The 24,641-nt window shown below is 61.4% G+C and carries 23 protein-coding genes and 2 pseudogenes; 7 read left to right on the plus strand and 18 right to left on the minus strand.

Annotated features, from left to right (window positions below):
- The first annotated feature begins 1 nt into the window (after position 1).
- Entirely contained in the window at positions 2-1,303 is a 1,302-nt protein-coding gene (locus ACU688_RS12260; RefSeq protein ID WP_448184908.1) for an ATP-binding protein, read from the plus strand.
- Here the strand turns inward: ACU688_RS12260 and ACU688_RS12265 are convergent, their stop codons facing one another.
- The 3 genes from ACU688_RS12265 to ACU688_RS12275 form a co-directional block, all read right to left on the minus strand.
- On the minus strand, positions 1,304-1,972 hold the full coding sequence (locus tag ACU688_RS12265) for an anti-sigma factor (RefSeq protein ID WP_448184909.1): 669 nt from the start codon (positions 1,970-1,972) through the stop codon (positions 1,304-1,306). It lies immediately after the preceding gene.
- Complete coding sequence (locus ACU688_RS12270) at positions 1,969-2,475, minus strand: sigma-70 family RNA polymerase sigma factor (protein ID WP_448184910.1); 507 nt, start codon at positions 2,473-2,475, stop codon at positions 1,969-1,971. Before ACU688_RS12270 ends, ACU688_RS12265 begins: the two co-directional genes overlap by 4 nt.
- A 66-nt stretch (positions 2,476-2,541) precedes the next feature.
- Positions 2,542-3,060, minus strand: coding sequence for a DUF3455 domain-containing protein (locus tag ACU688_RS12275; RefSeq protein ID WP_448184911.1), 519 nt, complete (start codon positions 3,058-3,060; stop codon positions 2,542-2,544).
- 194 nt (positions 3,061-3,254) lie between these two features.
- Between ACU688_RS12275 and ACU688_RS12280 the strand changes: the two genes are divergently transcribed.
- Positions 3,255-4,040, plus strand: coding sequence for a sulfite exporter TauE/SafE family protein (locus ACU688_RS12280; protein WP_207046664.1), 786 nt, complete (start codon positions 3,255-3,257; stop codon positions 4,038-4,040).
- A gap of 143 nt (positions 4,041-4,183) precedes the next feature.
- Here the strand turns inward: ACU688_RS12280 and ACU688_RS12285 are convergent, their stop codons facing one another.
- Positions 4,184-5,422, minus strand: a complete 1,239-nt coding sequence (locus ACU688_RS12285; protein WP_448184912.1) for an acyl-CoA dehydrogenase family protein — start codon at positions 5,420-5,422, stop codon at positions 4,184-4,186.
- Between the two features lie 251 nt (positions 5,423-5,673).
- On the opposite strand from ACU688_RS12285, the gene sfnG reads away from it, so the two are divergent.
- The gene (sfnG, locus tag ACU688_RS12290; protein WP_448184913.1) at positions 5,674-6,759 is read left to right on the plus strand and encodes a dimethylsulfone monooxygenase SfnG; all 1,086 of its coding nucleotides are present in this window, start codon (positions 5,674-5,676) and stop codon (positions 6,757-6,759) included.
- A gap of 150 nt (positions 6,760-6,909) precedes the next feature.
- On the opposite strand, the pseudogene ACU688_RS12295 reads toward sfnG, so the two are convergent.
- Positions 6,910-7,347: pseudogene (locus ACU688_RS12295) on the minus strand (GNAT family N-acetyltransferase); the annotation flags it as partial.
- Between the two features lie 93 nt (positions 7,348-7,440).
- Between ACU688_RS12295 and ACU688_RS12300 the strand changes: the two are divergent.
- Positions 7,441-9,027, plus strand: coding sequence for a RimK family ATP-grasp domain-containing protein (locus ACU688_RS12300; RefSeq protein WP_448184914.1), 1,587 nt, complete (start codon positions 7,441-7,443; stop codon positions 9,025-9,027).
- 145 nt (positions 9,028-9,172) lie between these two features.
- Here ACU688_RS12300 and map read toward each other — a convergent pair whose 3' ends face one another.
- Positions 9,173-9,928: a type I methionyl aminopeptidase gene (map, locus tag ACU688_RS12305; protein WP_448184915.1), complete on the minus strand. Its 756-nt coding sequence runs from the start codon at positions 9,926-9,928 to the stop codon at positions 9,173-9,175.
- Positions 9,928-10,128, minus strand: coding sequence for a ParD-like family protein (locus ACU688_RS12310; RefSeq protein WP_025855286.1), 201 nt, complete (start codon positions 10,126-10,128; stop codon positions 9,928-9,930). Before ACU688_RS12310 ends, map begins: the two co-directional genes overlap by 1 nt.
- Positions 10,129-10,383: 255 nt before the next feature.
- Here ACU688_RS12310 and ilvA point away from each other — a divergent pair.
- Together ilvA and ACU688_RS12320 are read left to right on the plus strand one after the other, a co-directional pair.
- Positions 10,384-11,382: pseudogene (ilvA, locus tag ACU688_RS12315) on the plus strand (threonine ammonia-lyase, biosynthetic); the annotation flags it as partial.
- 257 nt (positions 11,383-11,639) lie between these two features.
- Entirely contained in the window at positions 11,640-11,906 is a 267-nt protein-coding gene (locus ACU688_RS12320; RefSeq protein WP_448184916.1) for a DUF1652 domain-containing protein, read from the plus strand.
- On the opposite strand, the gene ACU688_RS12325 is transcribed toward ACU688_RS12320, so the two are convergent.
- The 11 genes from ACU688_RS12325 to ACU688_RS12375 form a co-directional block, all read right to left on the minus strand.
- A complete protein-coding gene (locus tag ACU688_RS12325; RefSeq protein WP_448184917.1) occupies positions 11,907-12,305 on the minus strand; it encodes a hypothetical protein in 399 nt (132 codons plus the stop codon).
- Positions 12,306-12,386: 81 nt separating this feature from the next.
- Positions 12,387-12,641, minus strand: a complete 255-nt coding sequence (locus tag ACU688_RS12330) for a DUF2790 domain-containing protein (RefSeq protein WP_448184918.1) — start codon at positions 12,639-12,641, stop codon at positions 12,387-12,389.
- A 171-nt stretch (positions 12,642-12,812) separates the two neighbouring features.
- The gene (locus ACU688_RS12335; RefSeq protein ID WP_448184919.1) at positions 12,813-13,751 is read right to left on the minus strand and encodes a carbohydrate kinase family protein; all 939 of its coding nucleotides are present in this window, start codon (positions 13,749-13,751) and stop codon (positions 12,813-12,815) included.
- Positions 13,752-13,763: 12 nt separating this feature from the next.
- The gene (gene xylB / locus ACU688_RS12340; RefSeq protein ID WP_448184920.1) at positions 13,764-15,245 is read right to left on the minus strand and encodes a xylulokinase; all 1,482 of its coding nucleotides are present in this window, start codon (positions 15,243-15,245) and stop codon (positions 13,764-13,766) included.
- 156 nt (positions 15,246-15,401) lie between these two features.
- Entirely contained in the window at positions 15,402-16,877 is a 1,476-nt protein-coding gene (locus ACU688_RS12345) for a mannitol dehydrogenase family protein (RefSeq protein WP_448184921.1), read from the minus strand.
- Between the two features lie 16 nt (positions 16,878-16,893).
- Positions 16,894-17,997, minus strand: a complete 1,104-nt coding sequence (locus tag ACU688_RS12350; RefSeq protein ID WP_448184922.1) for an ABC transporter ATP-binding protein — start codon at positions 17,995-17,997, stop codon at positions 16,894-16,896.
- Between the two features lie 22 nt (positions 17,998-18,019).
- Positions 18,020-18,850, minus strand: coding sequence for a carbohydrate ABC transporter permease (locus tag ACU688_RS12355; RefSeq protein WP_017734518.1), 831 nt, complete (start codon positions 18,848-18,850; stop codon positions 18,020-18,022).
- Positions 18,851-18,860: 10 nt separating this feature from the next.
- Positions 18,861-19,751, minus strand: a complete 891-nt coding sequence (locus ACU688_RS12360; protein ID WP_017734519.1) for a carbohydrate ABC transporter permease — start codon at positions 19,749-19,751, stop codon at positions 18,861-18,863.
- 208 nt (positions 19,752-19,959) lie between these two features.
- Entirely contained in the window at positions 19,960-21,270 is a 1,311-nt protein-coding gene (locus ACU688_RS12365) for an ABC transporter substrate-binding protein (RefSeq protein ID WP_448184923.1), read from the minus strand.
- Between the two features lie 290 nt (positions 21,271-21,560).
- Positions 21,561-22,466, minus strand: coding sequence for a helix-turn-helix domain-containing protein (locus tag ACU688_RS12370; RefSeq protein ID WP_448184924.1), 906 nt, complete (start codon positions 22,464-22,466; stop codon positions 21,561-21,563).
- A gap of 72 nt (positions 22,467-22,538) precedes the next feature.
- The gene (locus ACU688_RS12375; RefSeq protein ID WP_448184925.1) at positions 22,539-23,828 is read right to left on the minus strand and encodes a glycosyltransferase; all 1,290 of its coding nucleotides are present in this window, start codon (positions 23,826-23,828) and stop codon (positions 22,539-22,541) included.
- Between the two features lie 158 nt (positions 23,829-23,986).
- On the opposite strand from ACU688_RS12375, the gene tpx reads away from it, so the two are divergent.
- Positions 23,987-24,487: a thiol peroxidase gene (gene tpx / locus ACU688_RS12380; RefSeq protein ID WP_448184926.1), complete on the plus strand. Its 501-nt coding sequence runs from the start codon at positions 23,987-23,989 to the stop codon at positions 24,485-24,487.
- The last annotated feature ends 154 nt before the right edge of the window (positions 24,488-24,641 follow it).

Consider the following 24,641-nt stretch of genomic DNA (forward strand, 5'->3'; position numbering starts at 1 on the left):
GATGTTTCGCGTACTCCTGCGGCTGTACCTGATCACCATCGTCACCTACAGCGCGGCGATCTTCCTGATTCCCAAGCTGGTGATCCAACTCTTCGAACACCGTTACATGGACTACAACGTCGAGCAGTCGCGGGGCATGCAGAAGCTGATCGTCAAGCAGTACCTGCGCGCACCGGTGGAGCGTTGGTCGCAATTGACCGAACAGCTGAGCGCCGACTTCGCACCGCTCAAGGTGCAGCTGTTGCTGCGCCAGGACGCCAGCTACACACCGGCCGAAGAACAGTTGCTGGCCCAGGGCAAGCCGGTGATCCGCCTGGGCGAGTGGGGCTGGATGGAAGACATCAGTTCGCCGATCAACGAGCAGTTCGTGGTCAAGCTGACCATTCCCCCGGACCCGCTGGACATGAACCTGCTGTACTGGTCGATGAACGTGCTGATCGGCGCCGCGTTGCTGGCGTGCCTTCTGGTGTGGTTGCGCCCCCATTGGCGCGACCTCGAACGCCTGAAAAGCACCGCCGCGCAATTGGGCCGGGGCAATCTGGCGGAACGCACACGCATTCCCCCCAGCTCCAACATCGGTAGCCTGGCGGCGGTGTTCGACACCATGGCCGATGACGTCGAACAGTTGCTCAACCAGCAGCGTGACCTGCTCAACGCCGTGTCCCATGAACTGCGCACGCCCCTCACACGCCTGGATTTCGGCCTGGCGCTGGCGCTGTCCGACGACTTGCCCCAGGCCAGCCGCGAACGCCTGCAAGGCCTGGTGGCGCATATCCGCGAGCTGGACGAGCTGGTGCTGGAACTGCTGTCCTACAGCCGCCTGCAAAACCCGGCGCAGTCGCCGGAGCGGGTCGAAGTGGTGCTTGATGAGTTTATCGACAGCGTGCTGGGCAGCGTCGATGACGAGCTGGAAAACCCCGAGATCGTCATCGATGTGGCGCTGGACTGCGCCGTCGAGCGCTTCAACCTCGACCCGCGTCTCACCGCCCGCGTGTTGCAAAACCTGCTGCGCAACGCCACGCGCTACTGCGATAAACGCATTCAGGTCGGCGTCAGGGTTGGTCCGGACGGCTGCGAAATCTGGGTGGACGACGATGGCATCGGCATCCCGCTGGACCAGCGCGAGCGCATCTTCGAACCGTTCTACCGCCTCGACCGCAGCCGCGACCGCGCCACCGGCGGTTTCGGCCTGGGGTTGGCGATCAGTCGGCGCGCCATGGAAGCCCAGGGCGGCACGTTGATTGCCCAAGCTTCGCCGTTGGGTGGCGCGCGGTTCCGCGTGTGGCTGCCCAGCGTGGCCTGATCAGAGCACCTTGACCGCGCGGCCAATCGCCTGGATCGGCCCCGTCGGTTTGCCGGTCGGCGAGCCGCGCGGGTCTTCCAGGGTCAGCTCGAACAGCTGGTTGGGCGACAGCGGCGGCAGCTTGTCCAACGGTACTGACAGCGTCTGCCCCGGCTTGACCAGCCCCAATGACACCGGGCCCTGCCAGCCATCGCCCTTGGTCCAGAATTGCAGGGCCTTATCGGCGGGCACTTCCATCACGCCCAACGGGATCAACTGAATCTGCTGGTTGTTGCTGGCCTGGATCACCCAGCCCGGCGCCTGGTTCTGCGGGGCCACCAGCACCACCACAAACGTCGGCTCAATGCTCGCTGGGCGGGTCAGCAACAGCGCCGCCAGGGCCAACGACGCCACCAACCCGGCGCCGGCCAGGCCGCGCCACAGTGCCAGCAGATCCCACCACGGCGTGCGCACGCCGCTGAGGTTGCGCTCGATGCGCTGCCACAGCTGCGGTGAGGGCGTTACCGGTTCGGCCAATGCGGTCAGGGGCAACAGGCGCTGCTCCCAGGCGTCCACCGCCGCGCGTAGCTCGGGGTCGTGCTTGAGGCGCTGTTCCACCTCGGCGCGCTGTTCGCCGGGCAGGGTGCCCAGTACGTATTCGCTGGCCAGTTCGTCCAGGGGGTTGCTCATGCCATGCACTCCCGCAGCGCGGCGAGGCTACGTTTGATCCAGGCTTTGACGGTTCCCAACGGGGTGTCCAGTTTCCGGGCGATTTCGCTGTGGGAATAACCGTCGACATAGGCGTGCAGGATGCACGTGCGACGGGCCGGGTCGAGCTGTTCCAGGCAGGTGTGGATCTGCCCGGTGTGGGTGGAAAATTCGGGAGTTGCGGCGGGCTCATGTTCGTCGCCCAGCGGCACTTCGCGGTAGCTGTTGCGCATGGCATTGAGGGCCAGGTGGCGGGTCACACTGAATACCCAGCCACGGGCAGCGCCGCGCGCCGGGTCGAAACTGCCGGCGCCGCGCCAGATCTTGATAAACGCGTCATGCACGACATCTTCGGCCAGGGCCTTGTCCCGCGTGATGCGCAAGGCCACGCCGAGCAAGTGGCTGCTGTCCTGTTCGTAGAGTTGGCGCAACGCGCGCTGGTCGCCACGGGCACAGGCCAGCAGACAGGCTTCGTAATCAAACACGTGTGGCTACCCCCAATGGCAGAACAACGAGTTCATCTGCACTGGGGGCAGCGTAGCCGAGTTTGCTCAGTTGGCCGCCCAGAAAATGTAGTCGGCCTGGTACTTCACCACTTCCTGCTTGCCTTTGTTGGCCGTGGTGCATTCGCTGCTCGGCGCCACGCCACCCTTGAGGGCTACGCGTTGGATGTAGCTCACGCCGCTCATCGCACCCTTGCCTTCGGCCGGGTTGGCCTTGACCAGTTGGTACGGCAGGTTGCCCGGGCTCGACGGCGCCACGGCCAACTGGGTGCCGGTGATCTTCGAACCGTCCTTGGCCTGCCAGGTTGCCGGTGGGCCAAAGTAGGTGCCGACTTGTTTGCCGCTGCGATCATTGAGCACCGCTTTAGGGCCGACGAAGGTCCATTCGGTCTGGCCGGCGGCGTTGGCTTTGTCACGGCACTCGTAGGTGATTTCGCCGACGCCGGTGGTTTCCATCGCAACTTTATGGCCATCCGGCACCTTGATGCTGTCGGGCAAACCGGTCTGGGCGAAGGCCGCCGGGGCAGCGAGCAGGGCAGTCAGGCAGAGCAATGCTTTGGCGTTCATGGGTGTTTCTCCATTGGGTAGAACAGCAGGGTTGCTGCAGGTACTACCCATGGGCACGGCAAATGGATGCAGGCATCGATAAATAAATCGAAGAAAAAACAAAACGATCTAAAGTCAGATCACATTGATATAAGTCGTTATAAGAAAAATCGCTATCCTGCCGCCAGAAATTTATAAGGCCGCAGGTAGTTGTAATGGATGTGGGTAATGTTGGTTTCGTCGTTGCTGGCCTGATTGTTGGTTTTATCGTGGGCATGACCGGTGTGGGCGGGGGCTCGTTGATGACCCCGATCCTGTTGTGGTTCGGCATCAACCCGGCCACCGCCGTGGGCACTGACCTGTTGTACGCGGCGATCACCAAGTCCGGTGGCGTGCTGGTGCACAGCAAGAACAAGAACATCGACTGGACCATCACCGGCTGGTTGACCCTGGGCAGCGTGCCCGCCGTGCTGCTGACCCTGTGGTTCCTCGCCAGCCTGCACACCGACCCCAGCGCGATGAACGCGGTGATCAAGCAAGCCCTCGGCGTGGTGCTGTTGCTGACCGCCTTGGCGATCCTGTTCAAGAAACAGCTCCTGGCCTTCGCCCAGCGCCATGCCGGTGACGACTACCACATGAGCCCGCGCAACCTGAACCTGCTGACGGTGGTTACCGGCGCCATCCTGGGCACCATGGTCGCGCTGACCTCCATCGGCGCCGGCGCCCTCGGCACCGTGGCGTTGTTTATCCTCTATCCGTTCCTTGCCACGCGCCGCCTGGTCGGCACCGAGATCGCCCACGCCGTGCCCCTGACCCTGGTGGCAGGCCTGGGCCATGCGAGCATGGGCAATATGGATTGGCACTTGCTGGGCTTTCTGTTGATGGGCTCGCTGCCGGGGATCTACATCGGCAGCCACATGACCGGCAAACTGCCGGACGGCGTGCTGCGGCCGTGTTTGGCGGTGATGTTGATGGCCATCGGCTACAAACTCGCCTTCTAAGGCCGTACACCATTCAACTGTAGGACTGGGTTTGTGTGGGAGCTGGCTTGCCTGCGATAGCGGTGGGTCAGCAAACACATTTTTCACTGACTCACCGCTATCGCAGGCAAGCCAGCTCCCACATTTTAAAATTGTGACTGGCCTCAGGTTTTTGCCGGGCCATTGCCGATCTGCCACACAAACGGCGGCTCAGTCCCATTGATCACCCAGTCCCCGACAATCCTCGCCTTGTAGATCACCGGGTTGTGCGACGACACCGTGCGCGCATTGCGCCAATGCCGATCCAGGGATTTACCCTGGCGCACATCCGACGCCCCCAATGCGTTGAACAACTGGCTGGTGGCCCGCTGGATCAACTCCGACACCACCACCTGCGCCGTCGCCGATTCAATCTCGGCGGCCACATTGGCTGCGCGTTCGGCGGCATCATCCCCGCCAAACCTGGCGACGTAGGCCCGTTGCGCTGGCAGCGTGGCTTTCAACGCACTGGCTTCGGCGGCATAGACCAGCGCCGCGACGTCACCCACCACCTGTTGAATTTGCGCATCCTCGCTGACATGGGGCGCGTTGCCATGGCTGTAGATGCGCTTGCGGCTGCGCACTTGCTCGGCTACGTCGTTGAGCGCAGCGCGGCCGATGCCAGCCAGGCTGGCCAATAACACCAGTTGGTAAAACGCCGTCTGGTATTTGAAGCGCGTGGCAAAGTCGATCACGTTGTCTGCTTCCACCACCGCATTGGTAAACCGCGAGGTGCCGCTGCCGGTGGTGCGCTGGCCAAAGCCGTCCCAGTCGTCGCTGTGCACCACGCCGGGCTGGCGGGCGCGGGTGGCGGCGATGACATCGGCCTTGGTGTCGCTGCGTTGGGCGTACACGTCGATCCAGTCGGCGAAAATGCTGCCGGTGCTGTAGAACTTTTCACCGTTGAGTGTCCAGTTGTCGCCGTCGGGGCTGACTTGGGTGACCACATCGCCAATGGCGACAGTGCCAATTTCGGTCCAGGCGCAGCCGACGATATCGCCGTCGACAAAGCGCTTGAACCACAGGTCGCGCCCGGCGCCGGGCGGTGCGTTGAGGCGGTCTTCGGCAAATGCAAAGTGCCCGCGCAACGCCTGGGGAATGTTGGAGTCTGCGGCGGCCAGTTCGATCAGCAGTTCAAACAGCTGCGGCAGGGACGCGCCGCCGCCGCCGTATTCCACCGGCACGCGTACGGCGCCAAAGCCGGCTTCCTTGAGCCACTGGATCGGTTCGTGGGGCAGGGTGCGGCTCTGTTCGCGCTGCACGGCGCCTGCGGCGATGCGTGCGAAGATCGGCCGGAAGCGCGCGGCCAGCGTGGGGTAATCGACACCGATGGACAGCGGGTTGATGACGTGGTGTTCAGTCATGGGGGACGGCTCCTGTGGGCAATGCAGGGGTGATTGCACAGTCCGTGCCGGGTGCACGAGCCCGTGTTTACGGGGCGCGGGCCGCTGCAACTGTTGCCCTGGCAACAGTGGTTCGACAAACCGTCGCGATCTGCGACATCGCTGCAACGCCACGCCGTTTGCCGCAACCCGCCTGGCGCGGGCGTTTGGCCGGGCTGGCACGCTTGCTGCTCAAGCCTTTTGTACATCCCCTATGTACGAGGTAGTGTCCGATGAGTCAGCAGCCTGTGAAATTTGCCTACTGGGTACCCAACGTCAGCGGTGGGTTGGTGGTCAGCAAGATCGAGCAACGCACCCACTGGGGCATCGATTACAACCGCAAGTTGGCGCAACTGGCGGAAGCCGCCGGGTTTGAATACGGCCTGACCCAGATCCGCTTCACCGCCGGCTATGGCGCCGAGAACCAGCATGAATCCGTGGCGTTCAGCCATGCCTTGCTGGCGGCGACCACCACCCTCAAGGTGATCGCCGCGATCCTGCCCGGGCCTTGGCAGCCGGCGCTGGCGGCCAAGCAACTGGCGACGATCGACCAGCTCACCAACGGCCGTATCGCGGTGAATATCGTCAGCGGCTGGTTCAAGGGCGAGTTCCAGGCCATTGGCGAACATTGGTTGGAGCATGACGAACGTTATCGCCGCTCCGAGGAATTTATCCGCGCGCTCAAAGGTATCTGGACCCAGGACGATTTCACCTTCAAGGGCGACTTCTACCGCTTCAACAACTACACCTTGAAACCCAAGCCCGTGGGCCAGCCGGAAGTGTTCCAGGGCGGCAGTTCGCGGGCGGCCCGGGACATGGCCGCGCGGGTGTCGGACTGGTATTTCACCAACGGCAACACTCCCGAAGGGATCAAGGCCCAGGTCGATGACATTCGCGCCAAGGCGGCGGCCAACAACCATTCGGTGAAAGTCGGCGTAAACGCCTTTGTGATCGCCCGCGACACCGAAGAAGAGGCCCGCGCCGTGCTCGCCGAAATCATCGACAAGGCCGATCCCGAGGCAGTCAACGCCTTTGGCGACGCGGCGAAACAGGCAGGCAAGGCATCACCGGAAGGCGAGGGCAACTGGGCCAAATCCAGCTTTGAAGACCTCGTGCAGTACAACGACGGCTTCAAGACCAACCTGATCGGCACCCCGCAGCAAATTGCCGAGCGCATTGTTGCGCTCAAGGCGGTAGGCGTGGACCTGGTGCTAGCGGGCTTCCTCCACTTCCAGGAAGAGGTGGAGTATTTCGGCAAGCGCGTGTTGCCACTGGTGCGTGAGCTGGAAGCCAAGGCCGCGATCAAACAGGTGGCGTAGGCCTATTAGTGTGGCGAGGGAGCTTGCTCCCGCTGGGCTGCGTAGCGGCCCCAAAATCTTGGGAGCGCTTCGCACTCCAGCGGGAGCAAGCTCCCTCGCCACAACAAGCTCCCCTGTCACAGGTTACTGGCGGCTCTTTTCATTGAGGGGTTTTTCCAGGCGCAGGGCGCTGGTGTGGTCGGCGTAGTAGTCGTCGACCTGGGCAAAGCGCCGGTAGCCGTTGCGCTCGTACAAGCCCAGGGCGCCGGGGTTGTCGGTGCGCACTTCCAGGCGCAGGTGGGTGCAGTGGTGCGCCACGGCGCAGGCTTCGATGCGGGCCAGCAGTTGCTGGCCCAGGCCCATGCCGCGCGCGTGTTCGGCGATGGCAATGGAGTACAGCCGCGCCCGCGTACTCCTGCGGCGTAACAGCAGCAGGGCATAACCGAGCAGTTGCCCGTCACGCGCCACCACCAGCAACTGGCCGTGGGCGCGGCTGACCATCCAGCGCACACTGCGCGGTGATAGCCGATCACTGATAAAACATTGCTGCTCCAGAGCGATTAACGCGGGTATATCCATGGGGCATGCAACGCGAAAGGAAAGTGCCATATAACCGCCGTAAAAGTTGCGTAACGAAACGGGACTTCTCTAAAAGATCGTGCTTAATAGAAAGGTCGAGTTCTCTTAAGCGGATCAAATACTATGTCAGCGGTACAAGGTCATTGGCGTGAAGTATCCGAGCAAAGTGTCGTGGCGACAATAACTTCCAACGGTTATTTTTCCGCGACTTCCAAACCGTCCAGTCAAGTAGTGATTATTGTTGAACGCAAGGAGGATTGGGCCTCTTATTTCCCCAGCGAAGACATCGTCACCGCCCAGGAATACCTGGAGCAAACCCGCGACAGCGACACCGGCAAGCGCGTGCAGGTGATCAACCTGTGCCGCAGCTACAAGTACCTGGGCCACGGCTACTACTGTTCGCTGCTGGCCGAAGCGCGTGGGCACAAGGTGATTCCCTCGGTGCGCACCATCAGCGAACTGACAAAAAAATCGTTGTATGGGCTGGCCCTGGATAACTTGGATAAAACCCTTGATAAAGCCCTGAGTCATCACCTTTACAGTAATACCGAAGGCTTTACCCTGACCCTTTATTTTGGTCGGACTACCATAGAGCCCTTACAGGATCTGGCCCGCGAGTTATTTGAAACCTTCGCCTGCCCGATTCTATTAGTTGAATTCAAGAAGCATAACGGCTGGCATATCGAAGGCGTGAAGTGTGGTGCGTTGCATAAGTTGCGCGATGACCAGGAAGATCAATTCGCCCACGCCCTCGACAACTTCAGCCGCAAGATCTGGCGCCAGCCGCGCTCACGCCGGGTGGCCCGTTATGACCTGGCGATCCTTCATGATCCCCTGGAGCAATTGCCACCGTCCAACCCCAAGGCCCTGGAGCATTTCATTCGCGTGGGCAAGGGGCTGGGCATTGATGTGCAGTTGATCGAGCGCAAGGACTACGCGCGCCTGGCCGAATACGACGCCTTGCTGATCCGCGAGACCACCAGCGTTGACAACCATACCTACCGTTTCGCCAAGAAAGCCGAAAGCGAAGGCCTGGTGGTGATGGACGACCCGGCGTCGATCCTGCGGTGTACCAACAAGGTCTATCTCGCCGACCTGCTCAACAGCCATCAACTGGGCATGCCCGCCACCGAAATCCTCTACAAGGAACGACCGGAAGACTTCGAGCGGGTCGGCGAGCGCCTCGGTTTTCCATTGGTGCTGAAGATCCCCGACGGCTGCTTTTCCAAGGGCGTGATCAAGGTGGAAAGCCAGGAAGCCTTGCTCAAGGCCACCGCCGAGTTGTTCGAGCATTCGGTGCTGCTGCTGGCCCAGGAGTTTTTCTACACCGAATACGACTGGCGCATCGGTGTGCTCAACCGCAAGCCGATCTTTGCCTGCCAGTACTTCATGTCCAAGGGCCATTGGCAGATTTACAACCACAAGGCCATCGGCCAGGCCATCAACGGCGAGTGTCGCACCCTGGCGGTCCATGAAGCGCCGAAGGCGGTGGTGGACCTGGCGGTGAAGACCGCCAACCTGATCGGTGACGGCCTCTATGGCGTAGACCTCAAGCAATCCGGCGACAAGGTGGTGGTGATCGAGGTGAACGACAACCCGAATATGGACGCGGGTATCGAGGATGCGTATTTGCAGGACGACCTGTATGGCCTGGTGCTGGAGGAGTTTGTGCGGCGTTTGGAGCTGAAGCGCCAGGGGCAGGGTTGGTAAGACTGTTGAAGAACAACAGTGGACGATCAACTGTGGGAGCTGGCTTGCCTGCGATGGCGGTGGTCCAGTTAAAACAACTGTGACTGACCCACCGCTATCGCAGGCAAGCCAGCTCCCACAAAAAAACCGGTTCCAACAGGGGGATTCAGAGCGTGGCTTGGAGGGTCAACACCTCAAATCCCTGCGCCGTCACCGCTACCGTATGCTCCCACTGCGCCGACAAACTGTTGTCCTTGGTCACCACCGTCCAGCCATCCTTGAGGTCGCGCACTTTGGCGCTGCCCTGGTTAAGCATCGGCTCGACGGTAAACACCATGCCTTCGCGCAGTTCCAGCCCGGTGCCGGGGCGGCCGAAGTGCAGGATCTGCGGTTCTTCATGCATCTGCCGGCCAATGCCATGGCCGCAGTACTCGCGCACCACGCTGTAGCCGTTGGCCTGGGCGTGGCTCTGGATGGCATGGCCGATGTCGCCCAGACGGGCGCCGGGCTTGACCTGGCGAATGCCGGCCCACATCGCTTCGAAGGTCTGCTCCACCAGGCGCCGGGCCTTGGGCGCCACGTTGCCAATCATGTACATCTTGCTGGAGTCGGCGATGTAGCCGCCTTTTTCCAGGGTGATGTCGATGTTGACGATGTCGCCGTCCTTCAATACGTCCTTGGCGCTGGGCATGCCATGACACACCACCTCGTTGATCGAGGTGTTGATGGAAAAGGGGTAGTCGTATTGGCCGAGGCTGGCGGGGCGGGCCTGCAAGTCGTTGCGGATAAAGGCTTCGACGGCGCTGTCCAGCTCCAGGGTGGAGCGGCCAGCGGCGACAAAGCCGTCGAGCATGTCGAACACCTGGGCCAGCAGGCGCCCGGATTCGCGCATCACGGCCAGTTGGGCGGCGGTCTTGATCATCAGCTGCGCCCCCGGATCAGGTCGGGTTTGTCCAGCAACAGTTTGTTGATCAGCTCGTTGTAGGGCAGGTTGGGATTCAGTTCGGCGAGCAGGCCGATCTTGATCCAGAACTCGGCCTGGGCGTTGATGGAGCGGTCCATCGCGGCGCTGGCCAGGCGCAATTGTTCGTGCAGTTGGTCGGTGATCTTGACGATGCCCATGGGGTTCACTGTGCTGAGTTGATATACAAAGCGTATATGTTTCGTATATCGCAAGTAAACCTTTTGTTGACTCGTCCTGCCGTGGGCGGTTAATTTCAGGGCATGACTTATCCAACGTTGCGCAGCCAGCCAAGCATGATTATTACCGCCATTCCTCATTTGGCGGGATAGCGCACGGCTGTACCCAAACCCGCCCTAGAGGCGGGTTTTGTTTTTCCGTCTCCAGGGCCCTTGATACCACGCCAGGAGACACCCATGAGCACCTGCACCGCGCCCCATACCGTCGACCCGGGGCTGCTTGAGCATTACGTGAAAAAAATCCTCGCCGCCCCGGTGTACGACCTGGCGGTGCGCACGCCCTTGCAAGCGGCGCCGGCGTTGTCGGCCTTGCTGGGCAATACGGTGCTGCTCAAGCGCGAAGACCTGCAACCGACGTTTTCCTTCAAGATCCGCGGCGCCTACAACAAGTTGGTGCAACTCACTGACGCGCAAAAGGCCCGGGGCGTGGTGACGGCCTCGGCGGGCAACCATGCGCAAGGCGTGGCGCTGGCGGCCCTGGAATTGGGGATCAAGGCACGCATCGTGATGCCCGCCACCACCCCGGAACTCAAGGTGCTGGGCGTGCGTTCCCGGGGCGCCGAAGCGGTGCTGCACGGGGCGAGTTTTCCGTTTGCCCTGGCCCATGCGTTGCAACTGGCCGAGGCGTCGGGTTGCACCTTTGTCTCGCCCTTCGATGACCCAGAGGTGATCGCCGGCCAGGGCACCGTGGCTATGGAAGTCCTGCGCCAGCAACAAGGCCCGCTGGATGCGATCTTTGTGCCGGTGGGCGGCGGCGGGCTGATCGCCGGGATTGCCGCGTACGTCAAATACCTGCGCCCCGAAGTGCGCATCGTCGGCGTCGAGCCCGAAGGCTCCAGTTGCCTGTTGGCGGCCCTGCGTGCCGGTGAGCGGGTGGTGTTGCCCAGCGTCGATGGGTTTGCCGATGGCACGGCGGTGGCGCAGGTCGGCGCGTTTGGTTTTGAAATCTGCCGCGACTGGGTGGACGAAGTCATCACCGTCAGCAACGACGAACTGTGCAGCGCGATCAAGCTGATCTACGACGACACGCGCTCTATCACTGAACCTTCCGGGGCGTTGGCGGTGGCAGGCATTCGCCAGTACGTCGCGCGCAGTGGCGTCAGTGGGCAGACCCTGGTGGCGATCAATTCCGGGGCGAATATCAACTTCGATAGTTTGCGACATGTTGCCGAAAGAGTGGCGGCGCAAGGTGCCGCTGGATGCGAACTGGCGGGTTAAACGTTTAATCGCTGCGGTTCGGCGATGATTCAACCGGCGCTGTTGCCGATATATAACGCCGCATGCCGCTTATGAGGAAAGGTTACAACGGCAACGGATTTTGCCGGGTAGGCTGGTGATTGCAAGCGCCTTCCAGGGTTGGCAAGGCGTGGCAGGCAAGTGCCCGCCAGATCCATAACAATCGATTGGCAGTCTCAGGAAAGGAGAGGTTGACCATGCTTTCGGAACTGGAATTACGCAGCATTATTGAAACAAGTTTCCTGCCCAAACGGTGCGAGTGCACCAAAGCCGAAGATGCTTCGCTGACGATCAAGGTCTTTGACGACCGCGACCGTGACCGGGTGGATTTGGAAGTCAAAGGCATCAACGCCGACAAGCTCGACAGCAGTCGCGCCATTTGCAACCTGATCACCGGGTTGCGCGAAGACCTCAAGCACACCCATGCACCCACCCTGCAAAGAGTGGGCGGGCGCGCCTATTGATCAGGCAGCCGTTTGAGGGGTTAGTACCGAAGCTCTATGGGCCTGGATAAACGCCAGGCCCAGCACGGTTTCCGTGACCACCGCCAGCAGGATGCCCGGGCCGGCGTTGCCACTGATCCATTCGCTCAAGCCCAGCGCGGCCAAGACAAAACACCCGGTGATAAACCCGGTGGTGATGGCGCGGCGTGTGTCGGAGGGTGGCGCATGGCGGGCGCGGTAGAACATGATGCCGAGGGCCAGGAACAGCGCGGCGTTACGCCGGGCCACCAAGCCCGTGGCGCTTGAATACTCCACACTCCACAGCCACAGCAGCCAGTCGGGGCGCAGGCCCCAGGTCAGCGCGAGGGCGAAGCAGAGCAGGGCGGTGAAGAGGGCGAGCGTATGAAAGCGCAGCGGCATGACGAGTCCTTTCGGCCGGGTGATCAGCGCGCAAGGATAGCCGTTTGTAGGCAATTACGCCGCCCTTTGTCAGCACAGTCTTCAATTCTGCAACGAGCAGGCGTCAGACAACTTCTTGTAGCTCACGTACTGCTCCACACCGGCCTTGTCGAGGAACTTGATATCGGCCTTGATGACCTTGCATTCAGTGGTCATCGGTTCGTTCATCGAGATGACCTTCTGCACATCCATGGGCATGCCATAGCGGTAGGGCACTGGTTTGGAGTCGGCTTGCGCCACGCCCGATACGGCGGCGAGCGCCAAGGTGAGGCTGATCAGCAGTTTTTTTGTGTTCATGAGGATTCTCCAACAGGGATTCGCTGGCCCATCGTGGTGATGGGCGGACGCGTTCACTGTTGTCTCCCGCGATTAACCATTGATTAATTTCGGGGTTTCCTGACAGAACCTTCATGTTCAAAAGCGATTACCTACATGATCGCCGAATTTGTCCTACATCTTCACGCAGATTTAACCCAGTTGGTCGCGGAAAGGCAGGTCGGGTCCGGTCTTGCCGCAGGTTATGGCCGCGGCGCGAATCGCAAAGCCCAGCATGCTGTCGATCTGCTCACGGGACAGCTGTTGCAGACCTTCTACCGAATCCAGCGCGTGCTCGGTCAACCAGGCAATCAACGCGGCCTGGAAGGTATCCCCGGCGCCGACCGTATCGGCCATCACCACCTTGACCGCCGATTGTGACCAGTGCCCATGTTGGCGGCTGAACACGCTGGCGCCGTCGCCACCGCGCGTAAGAAAAACCAGCTGGCAACGGTGTTGCAGCCAGCCTTGCAAGACGCTTTCCGGCGACTGTTCGGGGTAGAGCAGGTGCAGGTCTTCGTCGCTGACCTTGATCATGTCGGCATGCTGGACCAGTTCGGCGATGCGCGCGCGCCACAGCTGGATATCCGGTTGCGGGTTGAGACGCACGTTGGGATCGAGGCTGATCAGGCGCTTGCCGCTTTCACGCTGGACCAGGCGCAGCAGGGTGTCGCCCACCGGCTGCACCACCAGGGAGAACGAGCCGATATGCAGGCCGCGAATGTCATCGCCGAGTGGCGGCAGATGGCTGCTCTCCAGCAGGCGATCGGCGCACCCTTCGCCGCGAAAGTTGTACTGCGGCGAACCATCGCTGCCCACCGCGACCATCGACAAGGTGGTCGGCGCAGCAAATTCCACCAGGAACTGTTCGCTGACGCCTTCATCCCTGAGCACCTGCAACAAGCGCCGGCCGAGGAAGTCGGTGGACACGCCGCCAAACAGCCCCGCGTCCACGCCCAGGCGGCGCAACCCCACGGCTACGTTGAACGGCGAGCCACCGGCAATCGCCTTGTAGTTGACCTTGGACGCCTGCCCGCTGGCATCCTCCTCGCTGAAAAAATCAAACAGCGCTTCACCACACACCAGATACATAGTCGTTCGCTCTTAAAGGGTGGCCACGTGCTGTTGATAGCGTTCGTAGGCCTGTTGATAGGCGCTGACACTGGCCGCCACCGGCACGGTGCGGCTGGCCAGGTCGAGGCTCACGCACTTGGCGCACAGGCTGGCCAGGGATTCGCCGGATTGGCTCCACGCCGCCTGGATCGCTGCGCCCAGTGCGGCGGCTTCCGGTTGTTCGGTACAGATCACTTCGGTGTTCATGATGTCGGCGACCATCTGCCGCCACAGCGAGCTTTTCGAGCCGCCGCCGATCAAGCGGATGCTCTGGCTTTGCAGGCCGGTCTGGCGCAGCAGGTCAAGGCCGTAGCGCAGGCCGAAGGTGGTGCCCTCGACCACCGCACGGCAGAGGTTGGCGCGGGTCAGGTTGGTCATGGTCAGGCCATGCAGGCTGCCGCTGGCGTGGGGCAGGGCGGGTACACGTTCGCCGTTGAGGAACGGCAGCATGCTCACGCCGTCGGCACCAATCGGGGCCTCGGCTACCAGGGCGTTGAACGCGGCGAGGTCCAGCTCGAACAGCTCGCGGATCACCCCGGTGGCGTTGGTCAGGTTCATGGTGCAGATCAACGGCAGCCAGCCGCCGCTGGATGAACAGAACGTCGCGACCGAGGCCTGCGGGCTGACGTTGGCTTGCTCGGCAAACGCGTACACGGTGCCCGATGAACCGAGGCTCATGGTGATCACGCCGGCGGCAATATTGCCGGTGCCGATGGCGCCCATCATGTTGTCGCCGCCGCCGCTGGACACGATGGCGTTGGGGTTGATGCCCAGGCGTTCGGCGATGGCCGGCAGAATTGTGCCGACGGCTTGGTCGGCCTCGATCAGTTGCGGCAACGCCGCTTCCAGGCGCCCACTCGGGTCGATGTGCTTGAGCAGGGCCACATCCCACGTGCGGCTGCGCACGTTGAAGTAGCCGGTGCCCGACGCATCGCCGTATTCGGCGACGGCACGCCCGGTGAGCCAGTAGTTGAGGTAGTCGTGGGGCAGCAGGATATGGGCGATGTGCGCGAACACGTCTGGGTGTTGCTCGCGGGTCCACAGCAGCTTGGACACGGTGTAGCCCGGTGCGATCGCCACGCCCAGGCGCTCCAGCGCGCCGCTTTCGCCGCCCAGGTGCTGCAGCAGGCGCGCGTTTTCGGCGGTGGTTTCGGTGTCGCACCACAGCTTGGCCGGGCGCAGGACCTGGCCGCTGTCATCGAGCAATACCAGGCCGTGCTGTTGGCCGGAAACGCCGATGCCGAGGATGTCCTGGCCGTCCACGCCGGCCTGTTGCAAGGCGCGGTGGGTGGCGGCGGTGAAGGCGTCGAGCCATTCCTGGGTGTCTTGCTCGCGGCGGCCATTGGCGCCGCTGATCAATGTGTGTGGGGCGGCACCCTGGCCCAGCACCTTGCCGCTGGCAGCGTCGAGGACGATGGCCTTGGTGCCCTGGGTGCCGCAATCGATGCCGAGGAACAGGTTTTGCTGGGTCATGGTGGGGTGCTCAGCAGTATTGTTATTTTGGATTGAAAACCCGATCAACTGTGGGAGCTGGCTTGTGTGGGAGCTGGCTTGCCTGCGATGGCATCGCCTCGGTTTATCAGATAGACCGAGGTGTCTGCATCGCAGGCAAGCCAGCTCCCACATTTTTTAAGCCGGTTTCTTCAGGAGGGTTTGCAGGGTTTGGGTGACACCGTTGTCACGCAAGCTGGCAAAACACCGCTCAAACGCTGCCACAAACTCAGGCGAATTGGGAATAGCCGTGCCAAAAATCTCTTCAACACCCAACAGCCGCTGGCTGATCAACCCCTCATCACTCACCAGCCCCTGGCAAAACGCCGCACGCGGGTCCGGGATCGTGTAACTCACGCCGTTCTCATCCACGCCCTTCAGATACAACGCCCACGCCGCCACCACCAGCGCCGCACGTTCCGTCGCGCGACCATCGGCAATCAAGCGGTTGATGGTCGGAACGGTGAACTTGGGAAACTTCGACGAGCCATCGGAACACACGCGCTCCAACTGGTCGGCAATCGCCTGGTTGGAGAAGCGATCCACCAAGGTCTGCTTGTACTGCGTGAGGTCGATGCCGGGTACCGGCGCCAGGTTGGGCGTGACGTCCAGGTCCATGTAGGCGCGCATATAGGCGACGAATACCGGATCGTTCATGGTCTCGTGGACAAACCGATAGCCCTTGAGAAAACCCAGGTACGTGAGGGCCAGGTGGCTGCCATTGAGCAAGCCGATCTTCATCTCTTCGTAGGGCGTGACGTCATCGGTGAACTGCACGCCGACCGTTTCCCAGGCCGGGCGGCCGTTGACGAACTTGTCTTCCAGCACCCACTGCACAAAGGGTTCGCACACCACCGGCCAGGCATCGTCGATGCCGTGTTCGTCATGCAATTGCAGGCGGTGGGCGGTGCTGGTCATCGGCGTGATGCGATCGACCATGGCATTCGGAAAACTCACATTCGCGGCGATCCAGTCATGCAGGTCGGCATTGTGCAGGGCGGCGAAGGCCAGCAGCGCTTTGCGCGTGACGGCGCCGTTGTGCGGCAGGTTATCGCAGGACATCACGGTAAACGCCGGGGTGCCGGCGGCGCGGCGTTGGGTCAGGGCGGCGCAGAGAAAGCCGAACACGGTTTTCGGCGCCTTGGGGTGCGCGAGGTCATGTTGGATTTGCGGCAGGTGGGCCATGAACTCGCCGTTGCTGTCGTCAATGCAGTAGCCGCCCTCGGTGATGGTCAGCGAGACAATGCGGATAGCCGGGTCGGCGAGTTTGTCGATCAAGGCCTGGGCGCTGTCTTCGGCCAGCAGCATGTCGCTGATCGCACCGATCACGCGCACTTCGGTGTCGTCGGAGTCGCCCAGTTCGTACAGGGTGAACAGATAGTCCTGGCCGGCCAGGTCGTCGCGGGCCTTGCGGTCCTCGCTGCGCAGGCCGACGCCGCAAATGCTCCAGTCCAGGCCCGCGCCGGTGTTCATCAGCGCATCGGTGTAATACGCCTGATGCGCGCGGTGGAAACCGCCGACGCCGATATGGGCGATGCCCTGCGCGGTCGGCGTATAAGTCGGCAGCTGTACTTCTGGCGCCAACCGCGTGAGGTTCTGTTTATTCAGTTTCATCACAACTCTCGCAAAATCAGGCGGCAGCGCGCAGTGGGCGGGCCACGGCTTTGCCTTCGGTGTCGAATAGATGGCAGTGCGCCGGGTCGAGGTGCAGGTGCAGGGTTTCGCCGTATTGGCTGGCCATGTCGCCACGGATACGCATGGTCAGCGGCTCGCCGTTGGCGGTGATGACGTGGCAGAAGGTGTCGCTGCCCAGGCGCTCGCCGACGTCGGCGGTGACGGTCAGGGTGGTCTGGCCTGCGCTGGCGATTTCCAGGTGCTCCGGGCGGATGCCCAGGGTCACCGCGCTGCCCACGCTCAACGTCGCACCGCTCAGCGGTAGGCTGATCAGGGTGCCGGCGTCCAGTTGCACGTCGCAGCCCTGGCCTTCGACGCGGGTAACCTTGCCCTTGAGGAAGCCCATTTTCGGCGTGCCAAGGAAACCGGCTACAAACAAGTTGGCGGGCTGGTGGTACAGCTCCAGCGGCGAGCCGACCTGTTCGATGCGCCCGCTGTTGAGCACCACCACCTTGTCGGCCAGGGTCATGGCCTCAACCTGATCGTGGGTCACGTAGATCATCGTCGCTTGCAGCTCTTTATGCAGGCGCGCCAGCTCCAGGCGCATCTGCACGCGCAGCGCGGCGTCGAGGTTGGACAGCGGTTCGTCGAACAGGAAGATCTTCGGGTTGCGCACAATCGCCCGGCCAATGGCCACGCGCTGGCGCTGGCCGCCCGACAGCTGCTTGGGCTTGCGCTCCAGCAGCGGGCCGAGTTCGAGGATGCGCGCGGCTTCGCTGACCTTGCTCTCTACCAGCTTCTTGTCGACGCCGGCCAGATCCAGGGCAAAGGACATGTTCTTGCGCACGCTCATATGCGGGTACAAGGCGTAGGTCTGGAACACCATCGCCAGGTCGCGCTTGGCCGGGGTCACTTCGGTGATGTCGCGGCCATCCAGTTCGATGGTGCCCTCGCTGACTTCTTCGAGGCCGGCGATCAGGCGCAGCAGGGTGGATTTGCCGCAGCCCGACGGGCCGACGAAGACCACGAATTCCTTGTCGTTCACCTCAAGGTCGATGCCCTTGATGATGGAGAAACCTTCGAAGCCTTTTTGCAGATTCTTGATTTTCAGGTTGGCCATGATGGGCCTCCGCTTGGAATTATTATTTAACAGCGCCGAAGGACAAACCGCGCACCAGCTGTTTCTGGCTGACCCAGCCAAAGATCAGGATCGGCGCACAGGCGAGGGTCGACACGGCGGACAATTTGGCCCAGAACAAGCCTTCGGGGCTGGAGTAGGAGGCGATCAGCGCGGTCAACGGCGCGGCATTCGACGAGGTCAGGTTCAGCGACCAGAACGCCTCGTTCCAGCACAGGATCAACGACAGCAGCACCGTTGAGGCCAGGCCACCCTTGGCAATCGGCAGCAGCACGCGGACCATTTCCTGCCACAGGGTGGCGCCGTCGAGGCGGGCGGCTTCAAGGATGTCCTTGGGGATGTCCTTGAAGTAGGTGTAAACCATCCACACCACAATCGGCAGGTTGATCAGGGTGTAGATGATGATCAGCGCGATGCGCGTATCCAGCAGACCAAAGCTCTTGGCCAGCAGGTAGATCGGCATCAGCACGCCCACCGGTGGCAGCATCTTGGTCGACAGCATCCACAGCAGCGTGCCCTTGGTGCGCTGGGTTTCGTAGAAGGCCATGGAGTAGGCCGCCGGCACCGAGATCAGCAGGCACAGGGCCGTGGCGCTGAAGGAAATCACCACCGAGTTCCAGGCGTAGGCGAAGTAGTTGCTGCGCTCGTTGATGTGCAGGTAGTTCTCCAGCGTCGGCGTGAAGATGAACTGCGGCGGCGTGGCGAACGCGTCGATTTCGGTCTTGAAGCTGGTCAGCACCATCCAGAAGATCGGGAAGAAGATCAGGATCGCGATGGCCCAGGCCAACGTGCCGAGCAACAGGCTTTGCAGGCGGCGGGATTGTTGAAGCGTCATGGCGCGGCCCTCAAGGCTTGTCAGTCAGGTTTTTGCCGATCATCCGCACCAGGATGATCGCCGCGATATTGGCGATGACCACGGCAATCAAGCCGCCGGCCGAGGCCATGCCCACGTCGAACTGCACCAGCGCCTGGTTGTAGATCAGGTAGGCGAGGTTGGTGGACGCGTAGCCGGGGCCACCGTTGGTGGTGGTGAAGATTTCGGCGAACACCGAGAGCAGGAAGATCGTCTCGATCATCACCACCACGGCAATCGGGCGGGCCAGGTGCGGCAGGGTCAGGTGCCAGAAAATCGCGATGGCGCCGGCACCGTCCAGGCGTGCGGCTTCCTTTTGTTCCTGGTCGAGGGACTGCATGGCGGTCATCAGCAGCAGGATGGCGAACGGCAGCCATTGCCAGGACACAATGATGATGATCGACAGCAACGGGTAATGTGCGAGCCAGTCCACGGGTTCTGCGCCAAAGAACTTCCACACGGCGGCGAGAATCCCCGACACCGGATGGAAAATCAGGTTCTTCCAGATCAGCGCACCGACGGTGGGCATGATGAAGAACGGCGAGATCAGCAATACCCGCACCAGGCCGCGACCGAAGAACTCACTGGCTTCGAGCAGGGCGCTGATCAACACGCCCAGCACCACGCTGATCAGCAGCACGCTGCCCACCAGCAACAGGGTGTTGGTGGCGCCGGGCAAGAAGCCCGAATCGGTGATGAAGTAGGTGAAGTTTTCCAGCCCGACGAATTGGTTTTCACCGGGGTAGAGCAGGTTGTAGCGGATCAGCGAAAAGTACAGGGTCATGCCCAGCGGCACGATCATCCACAGCAGCAGCAAGGCCACCGAGGGGCTGACAAGGAACCAGCCGGGGTTGGCCAGGCGGTTTTTGGCGGGTGTATTCATAGTATTCAAGGCCAGTCAGATACATACAGAATCTGCGTCGGATCGCGGTCAATGTGGGAGCTGGCTTATGTGGGAGCTGGCTTGCCTGCGATGGCATCTACTCGGCTTAACTGACAAACCGAGGTGTCTGCATCGCAGGCAAGCCAGCTCCCACCTAAAAGCTGCTACCTCATGAAACGGTTCCCACATTTACAGGGGGGAGGCGGCTTTATTTGGGATATCCGGCCCGCTTCATTTCCCGCTCGGTGGTGGTCTGCGCAGCGGTCAGTGCAGCATCCACTGTCTGCTGACCGGTCAACGCCCCCGAGAAGAACTTGCCGACCTGGGTGCCAATCGCCTGGAACTCAGGAATGGTCACCAACTGGATCCCGATATACGGCACCGGCTTGAGCGTCGGCTTGGTCGGGTCCGCGACTTTCAGCGATTCCAGGGTTACTTTGGCAAACGGCGCGGCCTTCATGTACTCGTCGCTGTAGGTCGAGGTCCGGGTGCCCGGTGGGACGTTGGCCACGCCATCGGTCTTGGCCACCAATTCGCCGTATTCCTTGGACGTCGCCCAGCTGGCAAACACCTTGGCAGCATCCTTGGCTTTGGAACTGGTGGGGATCGCCAGGCTCCAGGAGTACAGCCACGAGGTGCCCTTGTCGGTCTTTTCGTGCGGGGCGAAGGTAAAGCCGACGTGGTCAGCCACCTTGCTCTGGGTTTTGTCGGTGACAAACGAGCCGGCCACGCTGGCATCGACCCAGATCGCACACTTGCCGCTGTTGAACAGGGCGAGGTTTTCGTTGAAACCGTTACTTGAGGCGCCCGGCGGGCCGGATTTCTTCATGTTGTCGACGTAGAAGTTCAGCGCGTCCTTCCACTCTGGCCCGTTGAATTCCGGCTGCCATTTCTCATCGAACCAGCGCGCCCCGTAGCCGTTGGCCAGGGTGGTGATGAGCGCCATGTTCTCGCCCCAACCGGCTTTGCCGCGCAGGCACAGGCCGTATTGCTCTTTGGTTTTGTCGGTGAGTTTGCTGGCGAATTCGCCGATCTGCGTCCAGGTCGGGTGCTCGGGCATGGTCAGCCCGGCGTCCTTGAACAGGTCGGTGCGGTAATAAGTGATCGAGCTTTCGGCGTAGAACGGCAGGGCGTACAGCGAACCCTTGACCGACAAACCGTCACGCACCGAAGGGAATACATCATCGAGGTCGTAGGAGGCTGGCAGGTCCTTCATCGGCTCCAGCCAACCTTTGGCGCCCCACAGTGCAGCTTCGTACATGCCGATGGTCAACACGTCGAACTGCCCGCCCTGGGTGGCGATGTCGGTGGTCAGGCGTTGGCGCAGGACGTTTTCTTCAAGCACCACCCAGTTCAACTTGATCTCCGGGTGCTCGGCCTCGAAGGTTTTCGAGAGCTTTTGCATGCGGATCATGTCGCTGTTGTTGACGGTGGCAATGGTCAGGGTTTGCGCGCCAAGGCTGACGGCGCTGATAGTCAAGCAGGTAGAGGCAAGCAGAACGTTTGCTATGAACTTCATCGCGCACTCCGTTTCCGCGCCCAGGGGGCTACAGAAGGACAGTTATTGTTGTTGTGTCTTCCTACAGGGAGTCAGGAAGAGTGTGCGGTTGATTACAGCCTTGAAATGGGGTTGTGACAAATCCTTGGGAGCACTGGGACTGATACTTTTTTGCACTCGGTTGCTGATCGTTCCCACGCTCTGCGTGGGAACGCATCCCGTGACGCTCTGCGTCACCGTCGCGCAGGACTGACGGCGGGACGCGGAGCGTCCGCAGCGGCATTCCCACGCAGAGCGTGGGAACGATCAGGTTAAGCGAGGTTCTGCTCGGTCAATCGCTGCACCGCCAGGCGGCGGTAGTGGGAAGGGGTCATGCCTTTAAGTTGCTGGAAGCGCCGGTTGAAGTTGGAAATGTTGTTGAAACCCGATTCGAAGCACACATCCGTCACCGCTTTATCACCATCAGCCAACAACTCGCACGACTTGCTGATACGCAACCGATTGACGAATTCGATAAACGTGCGCCCGGTGGCCTGTTTAAACACCCGCGAAAAATAGGTGGGCTTCATCCCCAGGTATTCCGCCACTTCCTCCAGCGACAATTCCCGCGCGTAGTGGGCAAAGATGTAGTCCACCGCACGGTTGGTGCGGTCGATGCTGTGCTCATCGGCCAGTTGCGGCGTGGTGGCGCCCGACAGCAACTGGTAGTCCTCACACGCGCTCAGCACTTCCAGCAGGATAAAAAAGTGCCCCAGTCGCGCCATACCCTGGGCATCCTCGATGCGTTGCATCAAGGTCATGGCCTGGGCGATGGTGTGTTTGCAGCGGAATTCGATGCCGTACTGCGCGCGCTCCAGCAGCGGTGCCAGGCTTTTCAGTTCAGCGAAGATGTGGCTACCGCTTTCAAACAGGTCATCGGTGAAGTTCACCAGCATGTCGCGCTTGGGCACTACCTCATCTTCCTCCACCTGGCTGATCCAGTTGTGGGGCAGGTTGGGGCCGGTGAGGAACAGGCTCTCCGGGTAGAAATTGCCGATATAGTCGCCGATAAACACCTTGCCAGAGCTGGCGACGATCAGGTGCAGCTCATATTCCTTGTGGAAATGCCAGCGCACCAGCGGGCAGGGGAAGCCGTGCTGGCGATAGATGATGGACAGACCGTTGTGGTCGTCCATCAGCTCGTAGGAAGGGTCGGTAATGCGCGCTGCTCGGGTCATGCTGCCGTCGCTTTATTGTTGGTTGCGACCCGAATAATGCCCCTATGCGTGTAAGGCTGCCAGCGCCGATGTTTATACGACGCGGTTTTTCGCCTCGATCCACTGCGACATGTATTGCGTACTTTTATGGGCATGGTGGCGCAGCATGCTGCCGGTGAAGTTGTCCCGGCGATGGGCGGCGAGGTTTTGCCGGCATTGCTCAAGGCACGCCAGCAGCGCCGGAGCGTGGAGGGCGATGTCGTAGCGCCGCGCGAGCAATTGGCGGCCCTGTTCCTGGGCTTCGGTCCAGCGCTCGCGGTCCTGATACAGCGCCACGGCCGCCGTCGCCAGCGCCTCTGCGCTCTGCTCGATGGCACCCGGCCACGGTTGCTCATCGCCCATGGCTTCGGCGCCGATCGGCGTGGTGATATTCGGCGTGCCGCAGAGCATGCCGTCCGCCAGCTTGCCCTTGATCCCGGCCCCAAAGCGCAACGGCGCCAGGCAGATGCGCGCGGCGCCCATTACCTGCAACGCATCCTCGGCCCAGTTCATCACATGAAATCCTTGCGCCGGATTGTGCAGCGCAGTGGCCTTGGGCGGTGTGTACGAACCGTAGATATGCAACTGCGCGCCCGGCAGCTGCTGGCGGATCAACGGCCACAGGCTGTTCTTCATCCACAGCACGGCATCCCAGTTGGGCGCGTGACGGAAGTTGCCGATGCTGAGGAAGTGCGCGCGGTCCTCAAACGGGGCGAAGGGCGCGGTGGGCACCTCCAGCATCAGCGGGCACCAGTGGAGCAGGGCGGCGGGCACCTTGAACTGCTCGGTGAGCAGGCGGGCTTCGATGTCGGAGATCATCAGGCTGATATCACAACGGTAAATCGCCGCGATTTCGCGCTTGGCGATGTCGGTGTCGGCCATCAACTGGAACTCTTCCTCGAGAGCCGGGGCGAAGAGGGCGCTGAAATCATCGCTATCGGGGTTGGCCTTGAGGTGGTTTTTCAGGCGCTGCTGGCGAGCGTCGCGCAGGCTTTGCAGGTCGCAGGTTTCGAGGACGCGCAGGGCGTCGGGGCAGTGCTTTTCGACGCGCCAGCCGAACTGTTCTTCCATCATGAAACGGTCGAACAGCACGATATCCGGGGCGAGTTCGCGGATGAAGTCATCGAAGCTGCTGTTGTTGAGTTCGATGGCGCGTTCGGCGATGCCCAGCGCTTGCAGGTCGGCCTTGTGTTCGCCCAGTGCGGCGGGGCTGCTGAAGGTAATGTCCCAACCTTGCGTAAGAAACGTCTCGAGTATTTGCATCATATGCCCGCCCGCGGCCGAGGAACGCGGTTCCGGCCAGACATAACCAATGACCAGGACTTTGGTGGCAGGCTGATTCATCAACAACGGTTTCCTTGAAGGAGGGGCGAAAAGCGCGCAATTAAACCACAACCACGTCGCATGACAATTTGTGTCTGGCGGTAGGTAGTCCTCGCGCTTTGTGGTTAACTTCGGCCTCTCGAATTCGTTTAACCCAACACAGCAAAAGGATTCCGTTCATGGCTCAAGTCACTCTCCGTGGTAACCCTGTCCAGGTTGAAGGCGATCTGCCACAAGTCGGCAGCCAAGCCGCTGATTTCACCCTGACTGCCGGCGATCTGTCGGACGCCACCCTGGCCACTTTCGCCGGCAAGCGCAAAATTCTGAACATCTTCCCAAGCGTCGATACCCCGACCTGCGCGACCTCGGTGCGCAAGTTCAACGCCCAGGCCAACGACGTGGCCAACACCGTTGTACTGTGCATCTCCTCGGACCTGCCATTTGCCCAGGCGCGTTTCTGCGGTTCCGAAGGCCTGGAAAACGTGAAGAACCTGTCGGACTTCCGCAGTGCCGCGTTCTCCGAAGACTACGGCGTGAACATCGTTGATGGCCCGCTGCGCAGCCTGACCGCCCGTGCGGTGGTTGTACTGGACGAAAACGATAAAGTCCTGCACAGCGAACTGGTCGCCGAAATCGGCCAAGAGCCAAACTACGAAGCAGCCCTGGCTGTTTTGAAGTAACTGTATCTGCGTATGACTGTCGTCTGGCAGTAACACGCGTGCTACATGATTGCGGCCTGGCCTAGTCCAGGCCGTTTTCATTTAAGGGTCAAACGCTTAGCTGAATTAGCCAATGGACTAAGGTCAGAAGTTAAAAGTTGTAAGCCCAAGGTAA

Source organism: Pseudomonas acericola (SeqCode) (assembly GCF_053456465.1).